General features: G+C 63.8%; 13 protein-coding genes and 1 pseudogene. 5 read left to right on the top strand and 9 right to left on the bottom strand.

Annotated features, from left to right (window positions below; genetic code table 11):
* Positions 1-61: 61 nt before the first annotated feature.
* Positions 62-1,843, bottom strand: a complete 1,782-nt coding sequence (locus tag LB515_RS18565; protein ID WP_224636047.1) for an acetolactate synthase 3 large subunit — start codon at positions 1,841-1,843, stop codon at positions 62-64.
* Between the two features lie 583 nt (positions 1,844-2,426).
* Here LB515_RS18565 and LB515_RS18560 point away from each other — a divergent pair.
* Complete coding sequence (locus LB515_RS18560; RefSeq protein WP_224708567.1) at positions 2,427-4,235, top strand: NAD(P)/FAD-dependent oxidoreductase; 1,809 nt, start codon at positions 2,427-2,429, stop codon at positions 4,233-4,235.
* A gap of 52 nt (positions 4,236-4,287) precedes the next feature.
* Here the strand turns inward: LB515_RS18560 and LB515_RS18555 are convergent, their stop codons facing one another.
* The gene (locus LB515_RS18555) at positions 4,288-4,878 is read right to left on the bottom strand and encodes an HD domain-containing protein (RefSeq protein ID WP_224708566.1); all 591 of its coding nucleotides are present in this window, start codon (positions 4,876-4,878) and stop codon (positions 4,288-4,290) included.
* On the bottom strand, positions 4,875-6,026 hold the full coding sequence (locus LB515_RS18550) for a gamma-butyrobetaine dioxygenase (protein ID WP_224708565.1): 1,152 nt from the start codon (positions 6,024-6,026) through the stop codon (positions 4,875-4,877). The genes LB515_RS18555 and LB515_RS18550 overlap by 4 nt, the downstream gene beginning before the upstream one ends.
* A 109-nt stretch (positions 6,027-6,135) precedes the next feature.
* Here LB515_RS18550 and LB515_RS18545 point away from each other — a divergent pair, with 109 nt between their 5' ends.
* Entirely contained in the window at positions 6,136-7,020 is an 885-nt protein-coding gene (locus LB515_RS18545) for a LysR family transcriptional regulator (protein WP_224708564.1), read from the top strand.
* Between the two features lie 5 nt (positions 7,021-7,025).
* Here LB515_RS18545 and LB515_RS18540 read toward each other — a convergent pair.
* The 3 genes and pseudogenes from LB515_RS18540 to LB515_RS18530 form a co-directional block, all read right to left on the bottom strand.
* Positions 7,026-7,550: pseudogene (locus LB515_RS18540) on the bottom strand (N-acetyltransferase family protein); the annotation flags it as partial.
* A 38-nt stretch (positions 7,551-7,588) separates the two neighbouring features.
* Positions 7,589-7,897 carry a hypothetical protein gene (locus LB515_RS18535; protein ID WP_140839842.1) on the bottom strand — a complete coding sequence of 103 codons (309 nt, stop codon included), beginning with the start codon at positions 7,895-7,897 and terminating at the stop codon, positions 7,589-7,591.
* Positions 7,898-7,902: 5 nt separating this feature from the next.
* Positions 7,903-8,469, bottom strand: a complete 567-nt coding sequence (locus LB515_RS18530; protein WP_224708563.1) for a helix-turn-helix domain-containing protein — start codon at positions 8,467-8,469, stop codon at positions 7,903-7,905.
* A 152-nt stretch (positions 8,470-8,621) separates the two neighbouring features.
* On the opposite strand from LB515_RS18530, the gene LB515_RS18525 reads away from it, so the two are divergent.
* Positions 8,622-10,454: an ATP-binding protein gene (locus tag LB515_RS18525; RefSeq protein WP_140839838.1), complete on the top strand. Its 1,833-nt coding sequence runs from the start codon at positions 8,622-8,624 to the stop codon at positions 10,452-10,454.
* Positions 10,455-10,624: 170 nt separating this feature from the next.
* Here the strand turns inward: LB515_RS18525 and LB515_RS18520 are convergent, their stop codons facing one another.
* Together LB515_RS18520 and miaA are read right to left on the bottom strand one after the other, a co-directional pair.
* Positions 10,625-11,416, bottom strand: a complete 792-nt coding sequence (locus LB515_RS18520) for a GGDEF domain-containing protein (protein WP_224708562.1) — start codon at positions 11,414-11,416, stop codon at positions 10,625-10,627.
* A 124-nt stretch (positions 11,417-11,540) separates the two neighbouring features.
* Positions 11,541-12,485 carry a tRNA (adenosine(37)-N6)-dimethylallyltransferase MiaA gene (miaA, locus tag LB515_RS18515; RefSeq protein WP_224708604.1) on the bottom strand — a complete coding sequence of 315 codons (945 nt, stop codon included), beginning with the start codon at positions 12,483-12,485 and terminating at the stop codon, positions 11,541-11,543.
* On the opposite strand from miaA, the gene serB reads away from it, so the two are divergent.
* Both serB and LB515_RS18505 read left to right on the top strand, forming a co-directional pair.
* The gene (gene serB / locus LB515_RS18510) at positions 12,475-13,362 is read left to right on the top strand and encodes a phosphoserine phosphatase SerB (RefSeq protein ID WP_224708561.1); all 888 of its coding nucleotides are present in this window, start codon (positions 12,475-12,477) and stop codon (positions 13,360-13,362) included. The genes miaA and serB overlap by 11 nt on opposite strands.
* Positions 13,359-13,931 (top strand): GNAT family N-acetyltransferase, encoded by a 573-nt coding sequence (locus LB515_RS18505; RefSeq protein WP_224708560.1) that lies wholly within the window; start codon positions 13,359-13,361, stop codon positions 13,929-13,931. Before serB ends, LB515_RS18505 begins: the two co-directional genes overlap by 4 nt.
* A 45-nt stretch (positions 13,932-13,976) precedes the next feature.
* On the opposite strand, the gene LB515_RS18500 is transcribed toward LB515_RS18505, so the two are convergent.
* Positions 13,977-15,494 carry a DegQ family serine endoprotease gene (locus LB515_RS18500; RefSeq protein ID WP_224626145.1) on the bottom strand — a complete coding sequence of 506 codons (1,518 nt, stop codon included), beginning with the start codon at positions 15,492-15,494 and terminating at the stop codon, positions 13,977-13,979.
* Positions 15,495-15,535: the final 41 nt, after the last annotated feature.

Genomic DNA, 15,535 nt, shown 5'->3' with positions numbered 1-15,535 from the left:
GGTGTTATGGATGGAGCATGATGTTGCCCGAAAACCGCTTCTCACTTTTCGGCATCATGCTCTAAACCAGTTCCCTGCCCTTGGCGTCGATGGCGTTGGCCACCGCCTCGTCGGTCGCCTCGTCGGGCAGCAGCATCTCGTTATGCGCCTTGCCCGACGGGATCATCGGGAAGCAGTTGGCCAAGGTCGCCACGCGGCAGTCGAACAGCACCGGCTTCTTCACCGTGATCATCTCGCGGATCGCGTCGTCGAGCTCGTCCGGCTTGTCGCAGCGAATGCCGTGGCCGCCATAGGCTTCCGCCAGCTTGACGAAATCCGGCATCGCCTCGGTGTAGGAATGCGACAGCCGGTTGCCGTGCAGCAGCTGCTGCCATTGGCGCACCATGCCCATATACTGGTTGTTGAGGATGAATATCTTGATCGGCGCCTCGTATTGCACCGCCGAGCTCATCTCCTGCATGGTCATCTGCACCGAAGCGTCGCCGGCAATGTCGATGACCAGCGCGTCGGGATGCGCGATCTGCACGCCGAGCGCGGCCGGCAGGCCATAGCCCATCGTGCCGAGGCCGCCCGACGTCATCCAGCGATTCGGCTTGTCGAAATGATAGTGCTGCGCCGCCCACATCTGGTGCTGGCCGACCTCGGTGGTGATGTAGGTGTCCTTATCTTTGGTCAGTTCGTAGAGCCGCTGGATCGCGTATTGCGGCATGATCACGTCGTTGTTCATCTTGTAGGCGAGCGAATCCCGCGCTCGCCATTTCGCGATCTGCTCCCACCAGGGATAGAGCGCCTTCTTGTCGACCTTGGCGGTCGCCCGCCACAGCCGCACCATATCTTCGAGCACCCTGCCGACATCGCCGATGATCGGCACCTCTGTGTGAACGTTTTTGTTGATCGACGACGGGTCGATATCGATGTGGATCTTCTTCGAGTTCGGCGAGAAGGCGTTGAGCCGGCCGGTGATGCGGTCGTCGAAGCGCGCGCCGATGCAGACCATCACGTCGCAATCATGCATGGCCATATTGGCTTCGTAGGTACCGTGCATGCCGAGCATGCCGACCCAGTTCTTGCCGGATGCCGGATAGGCGCCGAGGCCCATCAGCGTCGAGGTGATCGGAAAACCGGTGAGATCGACCAGCTCGCGCAGCAGATGGCTGGCTTCCGGACCGGAATTGATGACGCCGCCGCCCGAATAGATGATCGGCCTCTTCGCGCCGGCCATCAGCTCGACCGCGGCCTTCACCTTTTCCAGGTCACCCTGGACCTTCGGCTGGTAGCTGGTGCGCGGCGCCGTTTGCGGCGGCACGTAGGTGCCCTTGGCGAACTGCACGTCCTTCGGAATATCGACCACGACCGGGCCGGGTCGGCCGGTCGTCGCGACATGGAACGCCTCATGGATGGTGGCGGCGAGCTCGTTGACGTCCTTCACCAGCCAGTTGTGCTTGGTGCAGGGTCGCGTGATGCCAACCGTGTCGCATTCCTGGAAGGCGTCGGAGCCGATCAGCGAGGTCGGCACCTGGCCGGTGAGGCAGACCAGTGGGATCGAATCCATCAGCGCGTCCTGAAGCGGCGTCACCGCATTGGTGGCCCCGGGACCGGACGTCACCAAAAGCACGCCGGCCTTGCCGGTCGAGCGGGCATAGCCTTCGGCCGCGTGGCCGGCGCCCTGCTCGTGCCGCACCAGAATGTGCTCGACCTCGTCCTGCTGGAAAATCTCGTCGTAGATCGGAAGCACGGCGCCGCCCGGATAGCCGAACACATGCTTGACGCCGTTGTCCTTCAGCGCCTGCACCACCATTTCGGCGCCCGTCATTTCGCGCCGCTCGTTCTGTCCGTTGCTCATCGGTCTGGTCCCGTAATGTTCGCCGCGTGGCGATTTGCTGGTCGTTTAGTCGTGTTCAAGGCAATAAAAAAGGCCCCCGAGGGAGCCTGTGTGATGCGCATGGGAGGTTTTCGCCCGGCGGTTACACCGCCTTGCCCACGCGCCAGCCTACGAGAATGAGTGCCGTTTTCATGGGCGCGGACAATAAGGGCCAAAACGCGGGCTCGTCAATGGGGTCCAGCGCGAATTCACTCGCCTGTGGGAGACGGCGCCTGCGCGCAACCCCCCACAGCTACCATAGTACAGTTGAGCGTCGCTCTCCGACGCACCACTATACGCTGGCAAAAGACGTGCGAGGAGGACGCATGGCTGGCGAGCACATACGCGAGATCGAGCAGGTCCTGTCCGGCGTGCGATCGCCTCGCGACGATGTCATAGTTCAATCCTGGCTGCGCTGCATCGCTACCCATCGACTCGACCCGGCACGGCCGATCGAAGCCCATATCGTCCTAACAGATTGATTTCATTGCAATCGCTCATGAGCATCGCGGTTGGCAGGCTGCTTACTGCTGATGCCGGACTCTAGCAAAGTGGAGGAGAACAAATGCTCGAGAGAACACCCACCACCAAGGCGCAAGCGCTGCTCGACAAGTTCGGCAAGGCGCTGGAAGCCGGCGACATCGACAGCGCCGTCAACTGCTTCCAGGCCGATTGCTACTGGCGCGACCTCGTCACCTTCACTTGGAACCTGAAGACGATGGAGGGCCAGGACCAGATCCGCGACATGCTGCAGGCGACGCTGGCCAGCACCAAGCCGACCGGATGGGCGGTGGCCAAGGGCGAGGAAGCGAGCGAGGACAGCGGCGTCACCACTGCCTGGATCACCTTCGAGACGAGCGTGGCGCGCGGCTTTGGCCTCGTGCGGTTCAAGGGCGACCTGATCTGGACCCTGCTCACCACCATGGCGGAGCTGAAAGGCCATGAGGAGAAGGCCGGCTTCACGCGTCCTCTCGGCGCCAAGCACGGCCACGGCAAGGGCCGCAAGACCTGGCGTGAGGAGCGCGACGACGAGATCGCCGAGCTCGGCCACACCAAGCAACCCTATGTCGTGATCATCGGCGGAGGCCAGGGCGGTATCGCGCTCGGCGCCCGGCTGAAACAGCTCGGTGTGCCCACCATCATCGTCGAGAAGAACGAGCGTCCGGGCGACTCTTGGCGCAAGCGCTACAAGTCGCTCTGCCTGCACGACCCGGTCTGGTACGATCACCTGCCCTATATCGACTTCCCGATGAACTGGCCGGTCTTCGCGCCCAAGGACAAGATCGGCGACTGGCTGGAAATGTACACCAAGGTGATGGAGCTGAACTATTGGTCTTCCACCACCGCCAAATCCGCCAAATACGACGAGAAGACCAAGGAATGGACGATCGTCGTCGAGCGCGGCGGCAAGGAGATCGTGCTCAAGCCGAAGCAACTGGTGCTGGCGACCGGCATGTCGGGCAAGGCGAACTGGCCGAAATACAAAGGCCAGGACATCTTCAAGGGCGAGCAACAGCACTCCTCGACCCATCCCGGACCGGACAAATACCGCGGCAAGAAGGTGGTGGTCATCGGCTCCAACAACTCGGCCCACGACATCTGCGCGGCGCTGTGGGAAGGCGGCGCCGACGTGACCATGGTGCAGCGCTCGTCGACCCACATCGTCAAGTCGGACACGCTGATGGATATCGGGCTTGGCGCGCTCTACTCCGAGCAGGCGGTGGAGAACGGCATGACGACGGGCAAGGCCGACATGATCTTCGCTTCGTTGCCCTACCGCATCCTGCACGAGTTCCAGATCCCACTTTACCGGCAGATGAAGGAACGCGACGCGAAATTCTACGATGACCTGGAAAGGGCCGGCTTCATGCTCGACTGGGGCGACGACGGCTCGGGCCTGTTCATGAAATATCTGCGCCGCGGCTCCGGCTACTATATCGATGTCGGCGCCTGCGACCTCGTCATCGACGGCTCGATCAAGCTGAAGAGCGGACCGGGCGCCGCGGTGCAGGAACTCACCGAAACCGGCGTCAAATTCGTCGACGGCACCGAATTGCCGGCTGACTTGGTGATCTATGCCACCGGCTACGGCTCTATGAACGGCTGGGCCGCCGACCTCATCTCGCAGGAGGTGGCGGACAAGGTCGGCAAGGTCTGGGGCCTCGGCTCCGCCACCACCAAGGATCCGGGTCCCTGGGAAGGCGAGCAGCGCAACATGTGGAAGCCGACGCAGCAGGAAGCGCTCTGGTTCCACGGCGGCAACCTGCACCAGTCGCGCCACTATTCGCAATATCTGTCGCTGCAGCTGAAGGCCCGCCAAGTTGGCCTGCCGACGCCTGTCTACGGGCTGCAGGAGGTGTACCACAAGAGCTGACGCACGGCGCTCTCGCGGATGGCAGAAGCCCAACGGGCCGGGCTTCTGCCATCTATGCCGCCTTCTCCGCCGCGAACTTCTTCACCACTCGCTCGAGCAAAGGCACGTAGTCGCGAAAGGCCCGCGTCTTCATGTCGGCGATTTTGCCGCCTTCGTCCCAGATGCGCACGCGCACCGCTTCGTCGTGGAAGGGATTGCTGCGGAACTCAGCCACCTCCTCCGCGCTCATCGGCCCGCCCTGCAGCGACAGCGTATGCACCGAAGCCGGCGACAGCTTGCTGAAATAGGTCGGATCGGTGGCGCAGAGATAGCGTTTGGCCGAGACATGCAGCCTGACGCATTCGACGATGACCGGCGGGAAGAAGGGCGCCAGCACCTCACCGCCCGCCTCGTCATGGTGCTTGTCCTCGACGTCGTCGGGCGAATAGGTGCCGAACTCGCTGGTGTAGTGGCCGATGTCGTGCAGCAGCGCCGCCGCCACAAGCTCCTCCGGCGCGCCGTCCTGCTCGGCCAGCCACGCGCCCTGCAGCATATGCTCCGACATGGTGACCGGCTCGCCGAGATAGGATTCGGCGCCGCGGCGCTCGAAAATATCGGCGATGAATTCGACGATATTGCCTGCGTTCAATTCGTTGGGCTTCATTCCGCCGCCTCCTTGAAACCATGCTCGATCGCCGCAAGCGTCGACAGCAGGCCGTCCTTGTCGGCGTAGCAGCCCTGCAGCCAGCGCTTGCCGCTGCCGGAAAACGCCTTGCGCGCATGCATGACGCGGGTGTTGTCGACTATGAAGGATTGCCCCGCCTCGAGCTTGAACGTCACCTCGAAAGCAGGATCCTCGATCAGCTCGGCGAAACGGCGATAGGCCGCGTAGTATTTCTCCATGTCGGCGAAGGGCACGTCGACCGCCGGCGCCAGCGAGCGGTTGTTGAAGCGGATGCAGATGAGCTCCCCATCGGGCCCGAGCTCGATCATCGGCCGCTTGGACTGCAGCCGCACGCCCGACGAGCCGGCATATTCGAAACGCGCCGGATGGGAAGAGAGCAGCCGGAAGCCCTCCGGATTTTCCGACTGAAGTGCGGCAGCCACCGCGAACCCGTCGATGACGCTGGACTCGCCGCCTTCGACCGTGTTCTCGATGCAGGCGAGGATCTGCAGCGTCGGCACCGGATCGCGATAGGGGTTGTCGGTATGCGCCTGCAGCCCGAGATTGGTGTAGGCGAGGTTGTTCGGATTGATCTCGGCCCGCACCTCGAACCAGCGCCCATAATTGGTCTCCCTGATATAGCCGAACAGGTCCGCCACCTTGCACAGCGCGCCGGATTCGGCGGACAGGCCGTCCATGATAGCGAAGCCGAAGCTGCGGACCGCGGCGAGCCATTGCCGCAAGACGTTGCTGTCGCGGCTGGCCTCCGTATAAGTCGCGCGCGGCACGGAATTCTGCATCGTGGCTTTCGTCCAGCGCTCTATGTCGCCTCCCGTCCAGCCGGGTTCGCGCGCCTGCTGGCGATCATAGGCATGAGAGCGGAGCCAGCTTGAGGGAAAGCTGACGGCCTTGCCTTCAGGAGCGAATGTGACCTCCAGCGCTCCGCCCCTGATCTCAGCCGCGCCGATCCGCGTCTCGGCCGGAATATCGAGGATGGTGATCAGCCGCTGTCCGTTGCCGGCGCTGCGCGTCTTGTCGTCCAGCGCGTTGTCGCGCAGCCATATGGCATGGAAGCGGCTGCGCGCTCCGTCCTTCCAGCCAAGCTCGATGGTTCGTCCCTCGTCGCCCAGCGTCACTGTCGTCAACATGCCCAAAAGCTCCCATCCTAGATCGCGGCTGCGGGTACGGATTGCATGGTGGCTTCATCAAAGGCATAATTCAAATTATCGTTTTTCGGGTGATGGCGCTAAATTTCTGATGGCTGGAAGAACTTTCGATGCGATACCTCCGCTCGACTGGCTGCGCAGTTTCGAGGCGGCCGCCCGCCTGTCGAACTTCACTGCCGCGGCCGCCGAGCTCGGACTCACGCAAGCCGCCGTCAGCCAGCACATCCGCTTTCTGGAGGAGCGGCTCAAAACGCGATTGTTCGCGCGTCTGGCGCGCGGCGTGGCTCTGTCGCCGGAAGGCGCGGCCTATCTCCCGCACATCCAGTCGGCATTCGCGACCATCGGCAACAGCACGAACGAGCTGTTCGAGCCGCGTGCCGTGCAGATCGTCAGCATCCGCGTCCCCATCTCTTTCGCGATGCTGGTGCTGGTCCCGGCTCTTCCGGACCTGGCAAAGGTGCTGCCGCAGATCCGGCTCGATCTGGTGACCATCCATCGGCCGACCGACTACGACCAGCCGGGCTCGGCGCTCGACATACGTTTCGGCAACGGATCCTTTCCCGGGCGCGAGGCCGACCGGCTGACCATCGAGCGGCTTGTCCCGGTCGCGGCTCCGCCGCTCGCCCAAGGTGGCGAGTGGACGTCGTTGCCGCTTCTCCTGGTGGCGGGCGCGCGCGAGATGTGGGCGGAATGGTTCGCAGCCGCGGGATTTTCCGGCCATCCCCGGCGCTCGCACCGCTTCGACAGTTTCGTCGCCGCCATGGAAGCCGCGAAGGTCGGCGCCGGGGCGCTGCTCGGCTCGCGGCCGCTGATCGACGCGGCCCTCAAGGACAAGGTTCTCGTCAGGCTTTCCGATTTCGAGCTTTCGAGCCCATCGGGCCATTTCCTGACGAGACCGTCATCGTCGCGACTCTCCGGCGCCGAGCAGGATTTCCGCCGCTGGCTCCTGTCGCACATTGCCGGAAGTTCAGGATAGCGTGTCGCCGCTGCCCCGATCCGTTTCCAGTAGATAAGGGTGCCGGTGAGCCCGCCGTGTGGCTTGAGCGCGAAATCGGGGATCTCTCCAGCCAAGGTGAAACCAAGTTTCTCATAAAGCCCGGCCGCGCCCTCTTCGCTGGCCGTGTCCAGCACCAGCAGCGTACGGCCTTTCTCGACGGCCAGTTTCTCCGCTGCCCGCATCAGGGCGGTCGCGACGCCTTTGCCACGATGGTCGCGGCCGGTCATCAGCTTGGCGATCTCGGCGCGGTGCGGTTGGTTGGGCGGGAAGTCGAGCAACAGCGTGACGGTGCCGGCAAGCACCTCGCCATGCCATGCGCCCAGCACCGCCCTTTCGCCGCGCGCCGCCGCGGCAAGCGACTTGCGCCAGAATTCCCGCGCGGCCTCCGCCGACAATGGATGCATGAAGCTCACCGATCCGCCGGCGGCGACCGTCTCGATCAGCAGATCGGTGAGCATAGCGATGGTCGCTGCATCGTCGCGCAACGCCCGGATTTCAAGGGAGTTCATGCTGGCGCTCTCCAGGTGATGATATGTCGTTGACGAGGTCATTCGAAATGGCTGATGCGTTTGCGTCGTCGCGCCCGCCTGATTTCGGCGATGCGGTCGGCGTCGTCCTCGCTGAGATGACGGCCGCGCTCCAAAATCTCGAGCGTATATTCCTCGTAGGTCAGACCGAGCCGTTCGGCTCTCTCCAGCCGCATCAGCATGACGGCGTGGCTTGGCGCCTTCCAAGCCTTATCGTGGGCGGCGCGCCAGGCGAGGAAAATGTAGGCATCGCCCTTGCCCCAGGGCGGGCCGTCATAGTCGTCGAGCGGCGGCCCGCCATTGTGCGAGCGTTTTGGCCGGCGAGACATCGGAGTCAGTCCCTGACCAGCGCCACGAGATACTCCGCCGCATCCGGTCCGGGAGCATGAAAGACGCAATCCGAGGGCGCGCCCAGCGCCAGGCAGTCGCCAGGCTCGAGCCGGTGCACCACATCGCCCTCGGTGAAATCCAGCCTTCCGCCGATCAGCCATATCTGCTGTTTGATGAAGGCGTAGGACGCCGCCGGCAGACTGACCCTGGCACCTGCCGGAAGGCTGACCCTGACCAGTTCCAGCGGCATCTGCGATGCCGGCGATAGATACCGCCTGATGTACCCGGTTGCCGGATCCTGCCAGATCGGCTGCTCGTCCCGGCGCGAAATACCGCCGCCTTGCATCTCGGCCCGCGCGATCAGCGTCGACAGCGTCATGCCGAAGGCCGCCGCGATGCGCACCAGAAGCGCTGCGGTCGGACTGGTCGTACCGCGTTCGATGGCGCTCAGCATCGCCTTCGAAACGTCCGAGCGCTCAGCCAATTCGGCAAGCGACCAGCCCCTCAGCGTTCTTTCGGAGCGTATCCGCCGGCCGATCGTGGCGGTAATGCTATTCGATATATCACCCATCCGTCCAATATATCGGATTTTCTCGGCCTGGAAAGAGGCCAGTCGATCGAATTGTCGCGCTAGGCTTAACGCCGCCTACACCATCCGACCTCACCTGACTTTAACCCCGATTGGGTAGGGTCGAGGCTCCATGGAATGGGATCAGGTCAGCCATGTTTGTCGAACGCGAAGCCTCCGTTGGCGAACCGACTTCGCAGGAGCGCCGCAACATCCAGCAGAACGACAAGCGGATTCTGGGCAATGTCGTGCAATGCGACGGCGCGCGTGCAACCATCAGTGCCCATGCCGAAGACACCGAAGGCGCGATCAGCGGCCTTTGGACCGTCGGTAAGATGATCTCCATCAATCTCGGTTCGACACGAACGGTCGGCCTTGTCTATGCCATCGGCAAATCGGATCGCGCCTGGAACCACGAAGGGCAGAATCCGATCGAAGTCAGCGTCGAACTGGTCGGCGAGGTTCGCGACGGCGTCGAGCCCGGCGCCAAGCCGGTGTTCGACCGTGGCATCACCACCTACCCGCATATCGGCGCCATTGCTCACCGCATCCGAACCCGCGACCTGCAGGCGGTCTACGATCTGGCCGGGCGCCATTCAGTGACGATCGGTACCCTGTCGCAGGATGAATCGATCGATGCCAACATCGCCATCGACGACACGCTGGCGCGTCATTTCGCCATCGTGGGCACCACCGGTGTCGGCAAGTCGACAGCTGTCTCGCTGCTGTTGCGCAAGACGATCGAAGCGCGTCCGGATCTGCGCGTGCTCATCCTCGACCCGCATAACGAGTTCGCCGCCTCGCTGCCGGAATATTGCGTGAAGGTCGATTCCAAGACGCTCGACCTGCCGTTCTGGATGTTCAGGCTGGAGGAGTTCGCCGAAGTGCTGTTTCGCGGCCGCGAGACGGTGCCCGAGGAAGTGGATGTCCTGCGCGACCTAATCCCCGCCGCCAAGAACCTTTATCGCAACCCGAATTCCGGCACCTATGTCAGGCGCGGCAGCGACGCGCTGACGGCGGACACGCCAGTGCCCTACCGTGTCGCTGATCTCATCAAGCAGATCGACGAGCGCATGGGCATGCTCGAAAGCAAGAACGACCGCCCGACCTTGAAGTCGCTGAAAACGCGCATCGAATCGGCGGCAGCCGATCCGCGCTACCGCTTCATGTTCAACTCGCGGCTGATCGAGGACACCATCCACGAAACGATCGGCAACATTTTCCGCGTCCCCAACCATGGACGCCCGGTCACCTGCTTCGAGATGGCGGGCATGCCTTCGGAAGTCGTCAATTCGGTCTGCTCGGTGCTGGCACGCCTGGCCTTCGACCTGGCGCTGTGGAGCGAGGGCCGGCTGAAGCTGCTGCTGCTTTGCGAGGAAGCCCATCGCTACATGCCGGCCGATCCGCGTCTCGGCTTCGCGCCGACAAGGCACGCGCTGTCGCGCATCGCCAAGGAAGGCCGCAAATATGGCTGCTATCTCGGCGTCGTCACCCAGCGCCCGGGCGAGCTCGACCCGACCATCCTGTCGCAATGCTCGACCTTCTTCGCCATGCGGCTTGCCAACGAGCAGGACCAGGCCATCATCCGCTCGGCGATCGCCGATTCCTCGGCCTCGACCCTGGCGTTCCTCTCCTCGATGGGGCAGCGCGAAGCCATCGCCTTCGGCGAAGGCGTGGCGACCACCATGCGGCTGAAGTTCGAGAAGCTGCCGCAGGAGTTCATCCCGGGCACCGCTAAGGGCGAGAAGATCGAGTCTTCCGTGGATGGCAACGACGTCGATCTCGCCATGATCGTCGAGCGGCTGCGCAACGTGCCGAAACCGCAGCAGGCCATGGCCTTCGCTGAGGCTGTGGATTCCTCCCGCCAGGCCGGCGACCCGGACTACAAGAAGCCGGCCACCGCCGCGCGCGTGCAGCCGGACGACGATTTCGACACTCGCTACGGCCTGAAGCCCTCGACCTTCGGCATGCGCCAGCTCAACGATTGAGCCTGCGATCAGCTTCGCAAGCACAGCCAAATTCCGAACAGGAATTCATCAGGCCGGATCGAATGACGTGGCTTTCGAGAAGCCGGAGCGAAGCGGACATGTAGTCCGTGAGCACCGGAAGTCGAGAAAGGCGCGTCAGTTGACCGGCCTCATGAATTCATGTCGGAATTTTAGGCGCAGACGCGGTTGCGGCCCTGCTTCTTCGCCTCATAGAGCTGGCGGTCGGCACGGCGGTAGAAGTCCTCCGCGCTCTCCTTGTGATCCCAGACGGCAAGGCCGACGCTGGTGGTGACCTTCAGCCGCACATTGCCCGACATGATCGACATGTTGGCGACCGCCTTGCGGATGCGCTCGGCGAACCTGGCGAGCAATTCGACATCCATGTTGGGGGTGACGACGGCAAACTCCTCGCCGCCCAGCCGCGCCACCACGTCGTGATAGCGCGTCATGCCCCGCAGGCAGGTGGCGACGGCCCTCAGCACCTCGTCGCCGACGTCATGGCCATGCGTATCGTTGACCTGCTTGAAATGGTCGAGATCGAGGATCATCAGCCCGACCGGCCTGTCGATGCGGCGAAACTCGTGGAGATATTCGCGCAGCGCATCATCGAAATAGCGGCGGTTCTGCATTCCGGTGAGACTGTCGGTGAGCGCCGCCTGCTCGAGCGTCTGCGAGCGGGCACTGAGCGAAACCGTCATGGCCCTGAGCTTGCCCTCTTCCCGCACCTGGCCGCGGATCAGCGGGTAGATGAAGAAGGTGCCGAAGAACAGCGCGGTTGCCAGCAGCGCCCCGGTGACGAACAGAAGTTTGTTGAGATAGACGATTCTGTCGACGCGCGATCCGGCATCGAGGTCGGCGGCGATGTCCTGCAACTGGCCATAGGCATGGAAGGTCACCAGGCCCGCGGCCAGGATCACAAAAATAAAGACGAAAAATGCGGATTCCGCCTTATGGAAACGCATCAACTCCCCGCGGCACTGTAGCCCCAAAGGTTATGGCATGGCCGACCTTACGGACCGTTAATCCGAACAACCTTGGCGAGAATTGGAGCCCGCGATTTTAAGGCGCTGATTGAAAAAGCTTTAGTCAGTCCTGAACAGCCGGTTCGTCGCCCGGCCGCAGCCTGCGCCACTCCGCGCCCAGCTGATGCCTGAACCATGTCGACTGACGCTTGGCATATTGCCGGGTCGCGATCTTGGCGCGCTCAATGGCTTCGGGAAAATCCGATTGTCCGGCCATTGCCGCCTGCAGCTCCCGCACGCCGATCGCTTTCATCGCCGGCAGGTCCGGATCGAGGCCGAGCGCGGTGAGTCGACGCACTTCGTCGAGAGCGCCCTTGTCGAGCATCTGGTCGAAGCGCGCCTCGATGCGCCGAACCAGTTGCTCGCGGTCCGGCTCGATGACCAGGAAGCGCGCGCTGTCGCGATCGATCAGCGGCCGGCCGCGCACCGCCTGCCATTCGAGGATCGAACGCCCGGAGGCGTCGAGCACTTCGAGCGCCCGCACGATACGCTGGCCGTCGGTCGGCCTGAGTTGCATGGCCATAGCCGAATCCTCGTGCATCAGCAGGCGATGCAGCCTTTCGGCCCCTTGCTCCTTGAGCTCGTAGCGCCAGCGCTCGCGGACGGACGCCGGAATGTCCGGCATATCCGAGATGCCTTCGGCCAGCGCGCGGAAGTAGAGCCCGGTGCCGCCGACGAAAACGACCGGACGGCCCGACAGCACGCCGTCTTCGATCAGCTTTGTCACGTCGCGCAGCCAGGCGCCGGTGGAATAGGCGGTGGAGGGGTGCACATGGCCGTAAAGGAAATGCGGAACGCGTGCCATTTCGGCGGCGCTTGGCCGCGCCGTCAGGACATCGAGCACCGAATAGCCCTGCATGGAATCGGTGTTGACGATGACGCCGCCATTGCGTTCGGCGAGATCGAGCGCCAGCGCCGACTTGCCGCTGGCTGTCGGCCCGGCTATCAGGGTCGCGTTCTTGATGCGGCCTTCGCCCGCCTGCCTGCCGGAATTTTCGATGCCGCTGATAGCCACTTTAGTGTCCCGTCCAGAAGCCCGCGCCGTGCCGGCCTCGCTTGCGAATATGGCCTTGCGGGCCGCCGGCGCAAGCGCCGTTCATTGGCTGGCTGAGGACGTCGCCTGCGATCTCGTTTTGCCGCAGACGCCGGATATCGGCGAAATGACCGCCAATCTGCGCGCGGCGCTGGCTTCCGAGCCGGTCGACGTCATCGTCCAACCGGCCGAAGGCAGGCGCAAGAAGATCCTGCTCGCCGATATGGATTCGACCATGATCGACCAGGAATGTATCGACGAGCTTGCCGACGAGATCGGCGTCAAGGATCATGTGGCGGCGATCACCGCGCGCTCGATGAATGGCGAGATCGCCTTCGAGCCCGCCTTGCGCGAGCGCGTCGCCTTGCTGAAAGGCCTCGACACAGCCGTGGTCGACCGCATCGTCGCCAACCGGCTGACGCTCGCCTCCGGCGGTCGTGCGCTGGTGCAAACGATGCGCGCCCATGGCGCCTGGACGGCGCTGGTCTCCGGCGGCTTCGACGTCTTCACCAGCCGCATTGCCGCCATGCTGGGCTTCCAGGAAAACCGCGCCAACCGCCTGATCGAGAAAGACGGCACGTTCACCGGCATGGTGGCCGAGCCGATCCTCGGCCGCGCCGCCAAGGCCGAAGCGCTGCTCGATATCGCGAAGAGGCTCGGACTGACCACCGAGGACGCGATTGCGGTTGGGGACGGCGCCAACGACCTCGATATGATCCGTCTTGCCGGCACTGGCATCGCGCTTCACGCCAAGCCGGTTGTGGCCGAGCAGGCCCGCATCCGCATCGATCACGGCGATCTGACCGCGCTGCTCTATCTCCAGGGCTATCGCCGGGATGAGTTTTCAGAATGAAGCCGATCCGCACCGAGCGCCTGATCCTGCGCAACTGGGAAGAGCGCGACCGCGCGCTTTTCCACCGCATCAACTCCGACGAGCGCGTGATGGAATTCTTCCCGTTCCGCCGCGACCGTGCGACCGCCGACGCCATGATGGACGAATTCCGCGGCTGGATCGAGGAGGATGGCTACGGCTTCGCCGCCGCCGAGATAGCGGCCACCGGCGAATGCATCGGCTTCGTCGGTCTCCTGGATACGGATGATGTGCCATCGCTACCGGACGGCACGATCGAGATCGGCTGGCGGCTGGCGCCGGAATTCTGGGGCAAGGGCTATGTCACCGAAGCGGCTGAAGCCTGGCTCGCCTATGGCTTCGAAACGCTGAGGCTGGAGGAGATCGTCTCCTTCGCCGTCGCCAAAAACTGTCGCTCCATCGCCGTGATGAAGCGCCTCGGCATGCGAGCCGATCCTGGTGCCGATTTCGACCACCCCGCCGTGCCGGACACCCACCCGCATCTCAAGCGGCATGTCCTCTACAGGCTGTCGCGCCAGGATTGGCAGGCACGAAAAAGGGCGGCTCGCTAGCCGCCCTGTTCATTGAACATCAATCGGTTACCGGACGTTCCGGACTCAATCCATCCGGATCGTTACAAAGCGCAGTTCGCCGGTCTTCGACGCCAGCATCAAGAGCGCATTCTTGCGGCCCTGCTCCTTCAGCGCGCCGATCCGGTCCATCACGTCCTTCGGCGTGCCGACCGATTCCTGCGCGATCTCGGTGATCACCTCGCCGGGCTGGATGCCGCGCTCGGCCGCCGCCGAATTCTTGGCGACGTCGGTGATGACCACGCCGGACACATCGGCCGCGATGCCGAACTTCTGCCGTGTCTGGTCGTTGAGCTCGCCGACCGTCATGCCGAGCACCGAGGCCGTCGACACCGGAGGCGTCGCCTTGTCGCCCTTGTCCTGGTCGGTGTTGCCGTTCTCGCCGCTGGCCAGCTTCTCGCCGTCCTCCAGCCGTCCGAGCGTCACCTTGACGGTCTGCTCGACGCCCTTGCGCACGATGACGACGTCGACCGCCTTGCCGACCGGGCTTTCGGCGACGACACGCGGCAGGTCGCGCATTTCATGGATATCCTTGCCGTCGAACTTGATGATGACGTCGCCGGCCTGCACCGACCCGTTGTCGACCGGCCCGCCCTTGATGACGCCGGCCACCAGCGCGCCCTTGGCGGTCGCCATGCCGAGGCTTTCGGCGATGTCCGCCGTCACCGGCTGGATGCGCACGCCAAGCCAGCCGCGCCGCGTCTCGCCATATTGGCGAAGCTGATCGACCACGCCGGCGGCAAGCTGCGAAGGGATGGAAAAACCGATGCCGATCGAGCCACCCGACGGCGAGATGATTGCCGTATTGATGCCGATGACCTCGCCCTCGGCATTGAACAGCGGGCCGCCGGAATTGCCGCGGTTGATGGCGGCGTCGGTCTGGATGAAGTCGTCATAGGGGCCGGAATTGATGTCGCGGTTGCGCGCCGAGACGATGCCGACCGTCACCGTGCCGCCCAGGCCGAACGGATTGCCGATCGCCATCACCCAGTCGCCGACGCGCATCTTGGTGGAATCGCCGAATTTCACCGCCGTCAGCTTGTGACCCTTGGGGTCGACCTTCAGCACCGCGACATCGGTCTTGGTGTCGGTGCCGACGAGCGTCGCCTTCAGCGTGACGCCGTCGGAGAAATTGACCTCGATATCGTCGGCATCGGCGATGACGTGGTTGTTGGTCACCACAATACCCTGCTCGGCGTCGACGACGAAGCCGGAGCCGAGCGACTGCACCTTCTGCCCGGCGCCGCCCTTGTCGCCGCCACGGTTCTTGAAGAAATCGTCGAAGAAGTCCTGGAACGGCGAGCCCTCGGGCAGCTGCGGCATCGGCACCGCGCCCGGCCCTTCCGTGCCTTTCACCGTCTGTGAGGTCGAGATGTTGACCACCGCGCCAAGTAGGCGCTCGGCGAGATCGGCGACCGAGGGCGGCCCGTCGGAGGCGATCGTCGGTGTGACGAAGGACGGGACGGCAACAATGCCGACCGCGAATGCGGTGGCGCCGGCGAAGACCATGCGCCGCGCCGCGCGCAACAGGGTGTCGGATATCATCGTGGCCTCCCGGTGTGTCTGAAAAGGACAGGCGTTTTCCG

The organism is Mesorhizobium sp. CA15, assembly GCF_020165215.1.
GTDB lineage: Bacteria > Pseudomonadota > Alphaproteobacteria > Rhizobiales > Rhizobiaceae > Mesorhizobium.
The sequence above is the reverse complement of the archived record's forward strand: the minus strand, read 5'-3'. Positions and strand labels throughout refer to the sequence as shown.

What these genes read in the sequence shown, in the direction of transcription:
- LB515_RS18565 (WP_224636047.1), bottom strand. Translation starts at nt 1,843, where the DNA reads ATGAGCAACGGACAGAACGAGCGGCGCGAAATGACGGGCGCCGAAATG.
- LB515_RS18560 (WP_224708567.1), top strand. Translation starts at nt 2,427, where the DNA reads ATGCTCGAGAGAACACCCACCACCAAGGCGCAAGCGCTGCTCGACAAG.
- LB515_RS18555 (WP_224708566.1), bottom strand. Translation starts at nt 4,878, where the DNA reads ATGAAGCCCAACGAATTGAACGCAGGCAATATCGTCGAATTCATCGCC.
- LB515_RS18550 (WP_224708565.1), bottom strand. Translation starts at nt 6,026, where the DNA reads ATGTTGACGACAGTGACGCTGGGCGACGAGGGACGAACCATCGAGCTT.
- LB515_RS18545 (WP_224708564.1), top strand. Translation starts at nt 6,136, where the DNA reads ATGGCTGGAAGAACTTTCGATGCGATACCTCCGCTCGACTGGCTGCGC.
- LB515_RS18535 (WP_140839842.1), bottom strand. Translation starts at nt 7,897, where the DNA reads ATGTCTCGCCGGCCAAAACGCTCGCACAATGGCGGGCCGCCGCTCGAC.
- LB515_RS18530 (WP_224708563.1), bottom strand. Translation starts at nt 8,469, where the DNA reads ATGGGTGATATATCGAATAGCATTACCGCCACGATCGGCCGGCGGATA.
- LB515_RS18525 (WP_140839838.1), top strand. Translation starts at nt 8,622, where the DNA reads ATGTTTGTCGAACGCGAAGCCTCCGTTGGCGAACCGACTTCGCAGGAG.
- LB515_RS18520 (WP_224708562.1), bottom strand. Translation starts at nt 11,416, where the DNA reads ATGCGTTTCCATAAGGCGGAATCCGCATTTTTCGTCTTTATTTTTGTG.
- serB (WP_224708561.1), top strand. Translation starts at nt 12,475, where the DNA reads ATGCCGCTGATAGCCACTTTAGTGTCCCGTCCAGAAGCCCGCGCCGTG.
- LB515_RS18505 (WP_224708560.1), top strand. Translation starts at nt 13,359, where the DNA reads ATGAAGCCGATCCGCACCGAGCGCCTGATCCTGCGCAACTGGGAAGAG.
- LB515_RS18500 (WP_224626145.1), bottom strand. Translation starts at nt 15,494, where the DNA reads ATGATATCCGACACCCTGTTGCGCGCGGCGCGGCGCATGGTCTTCGCC.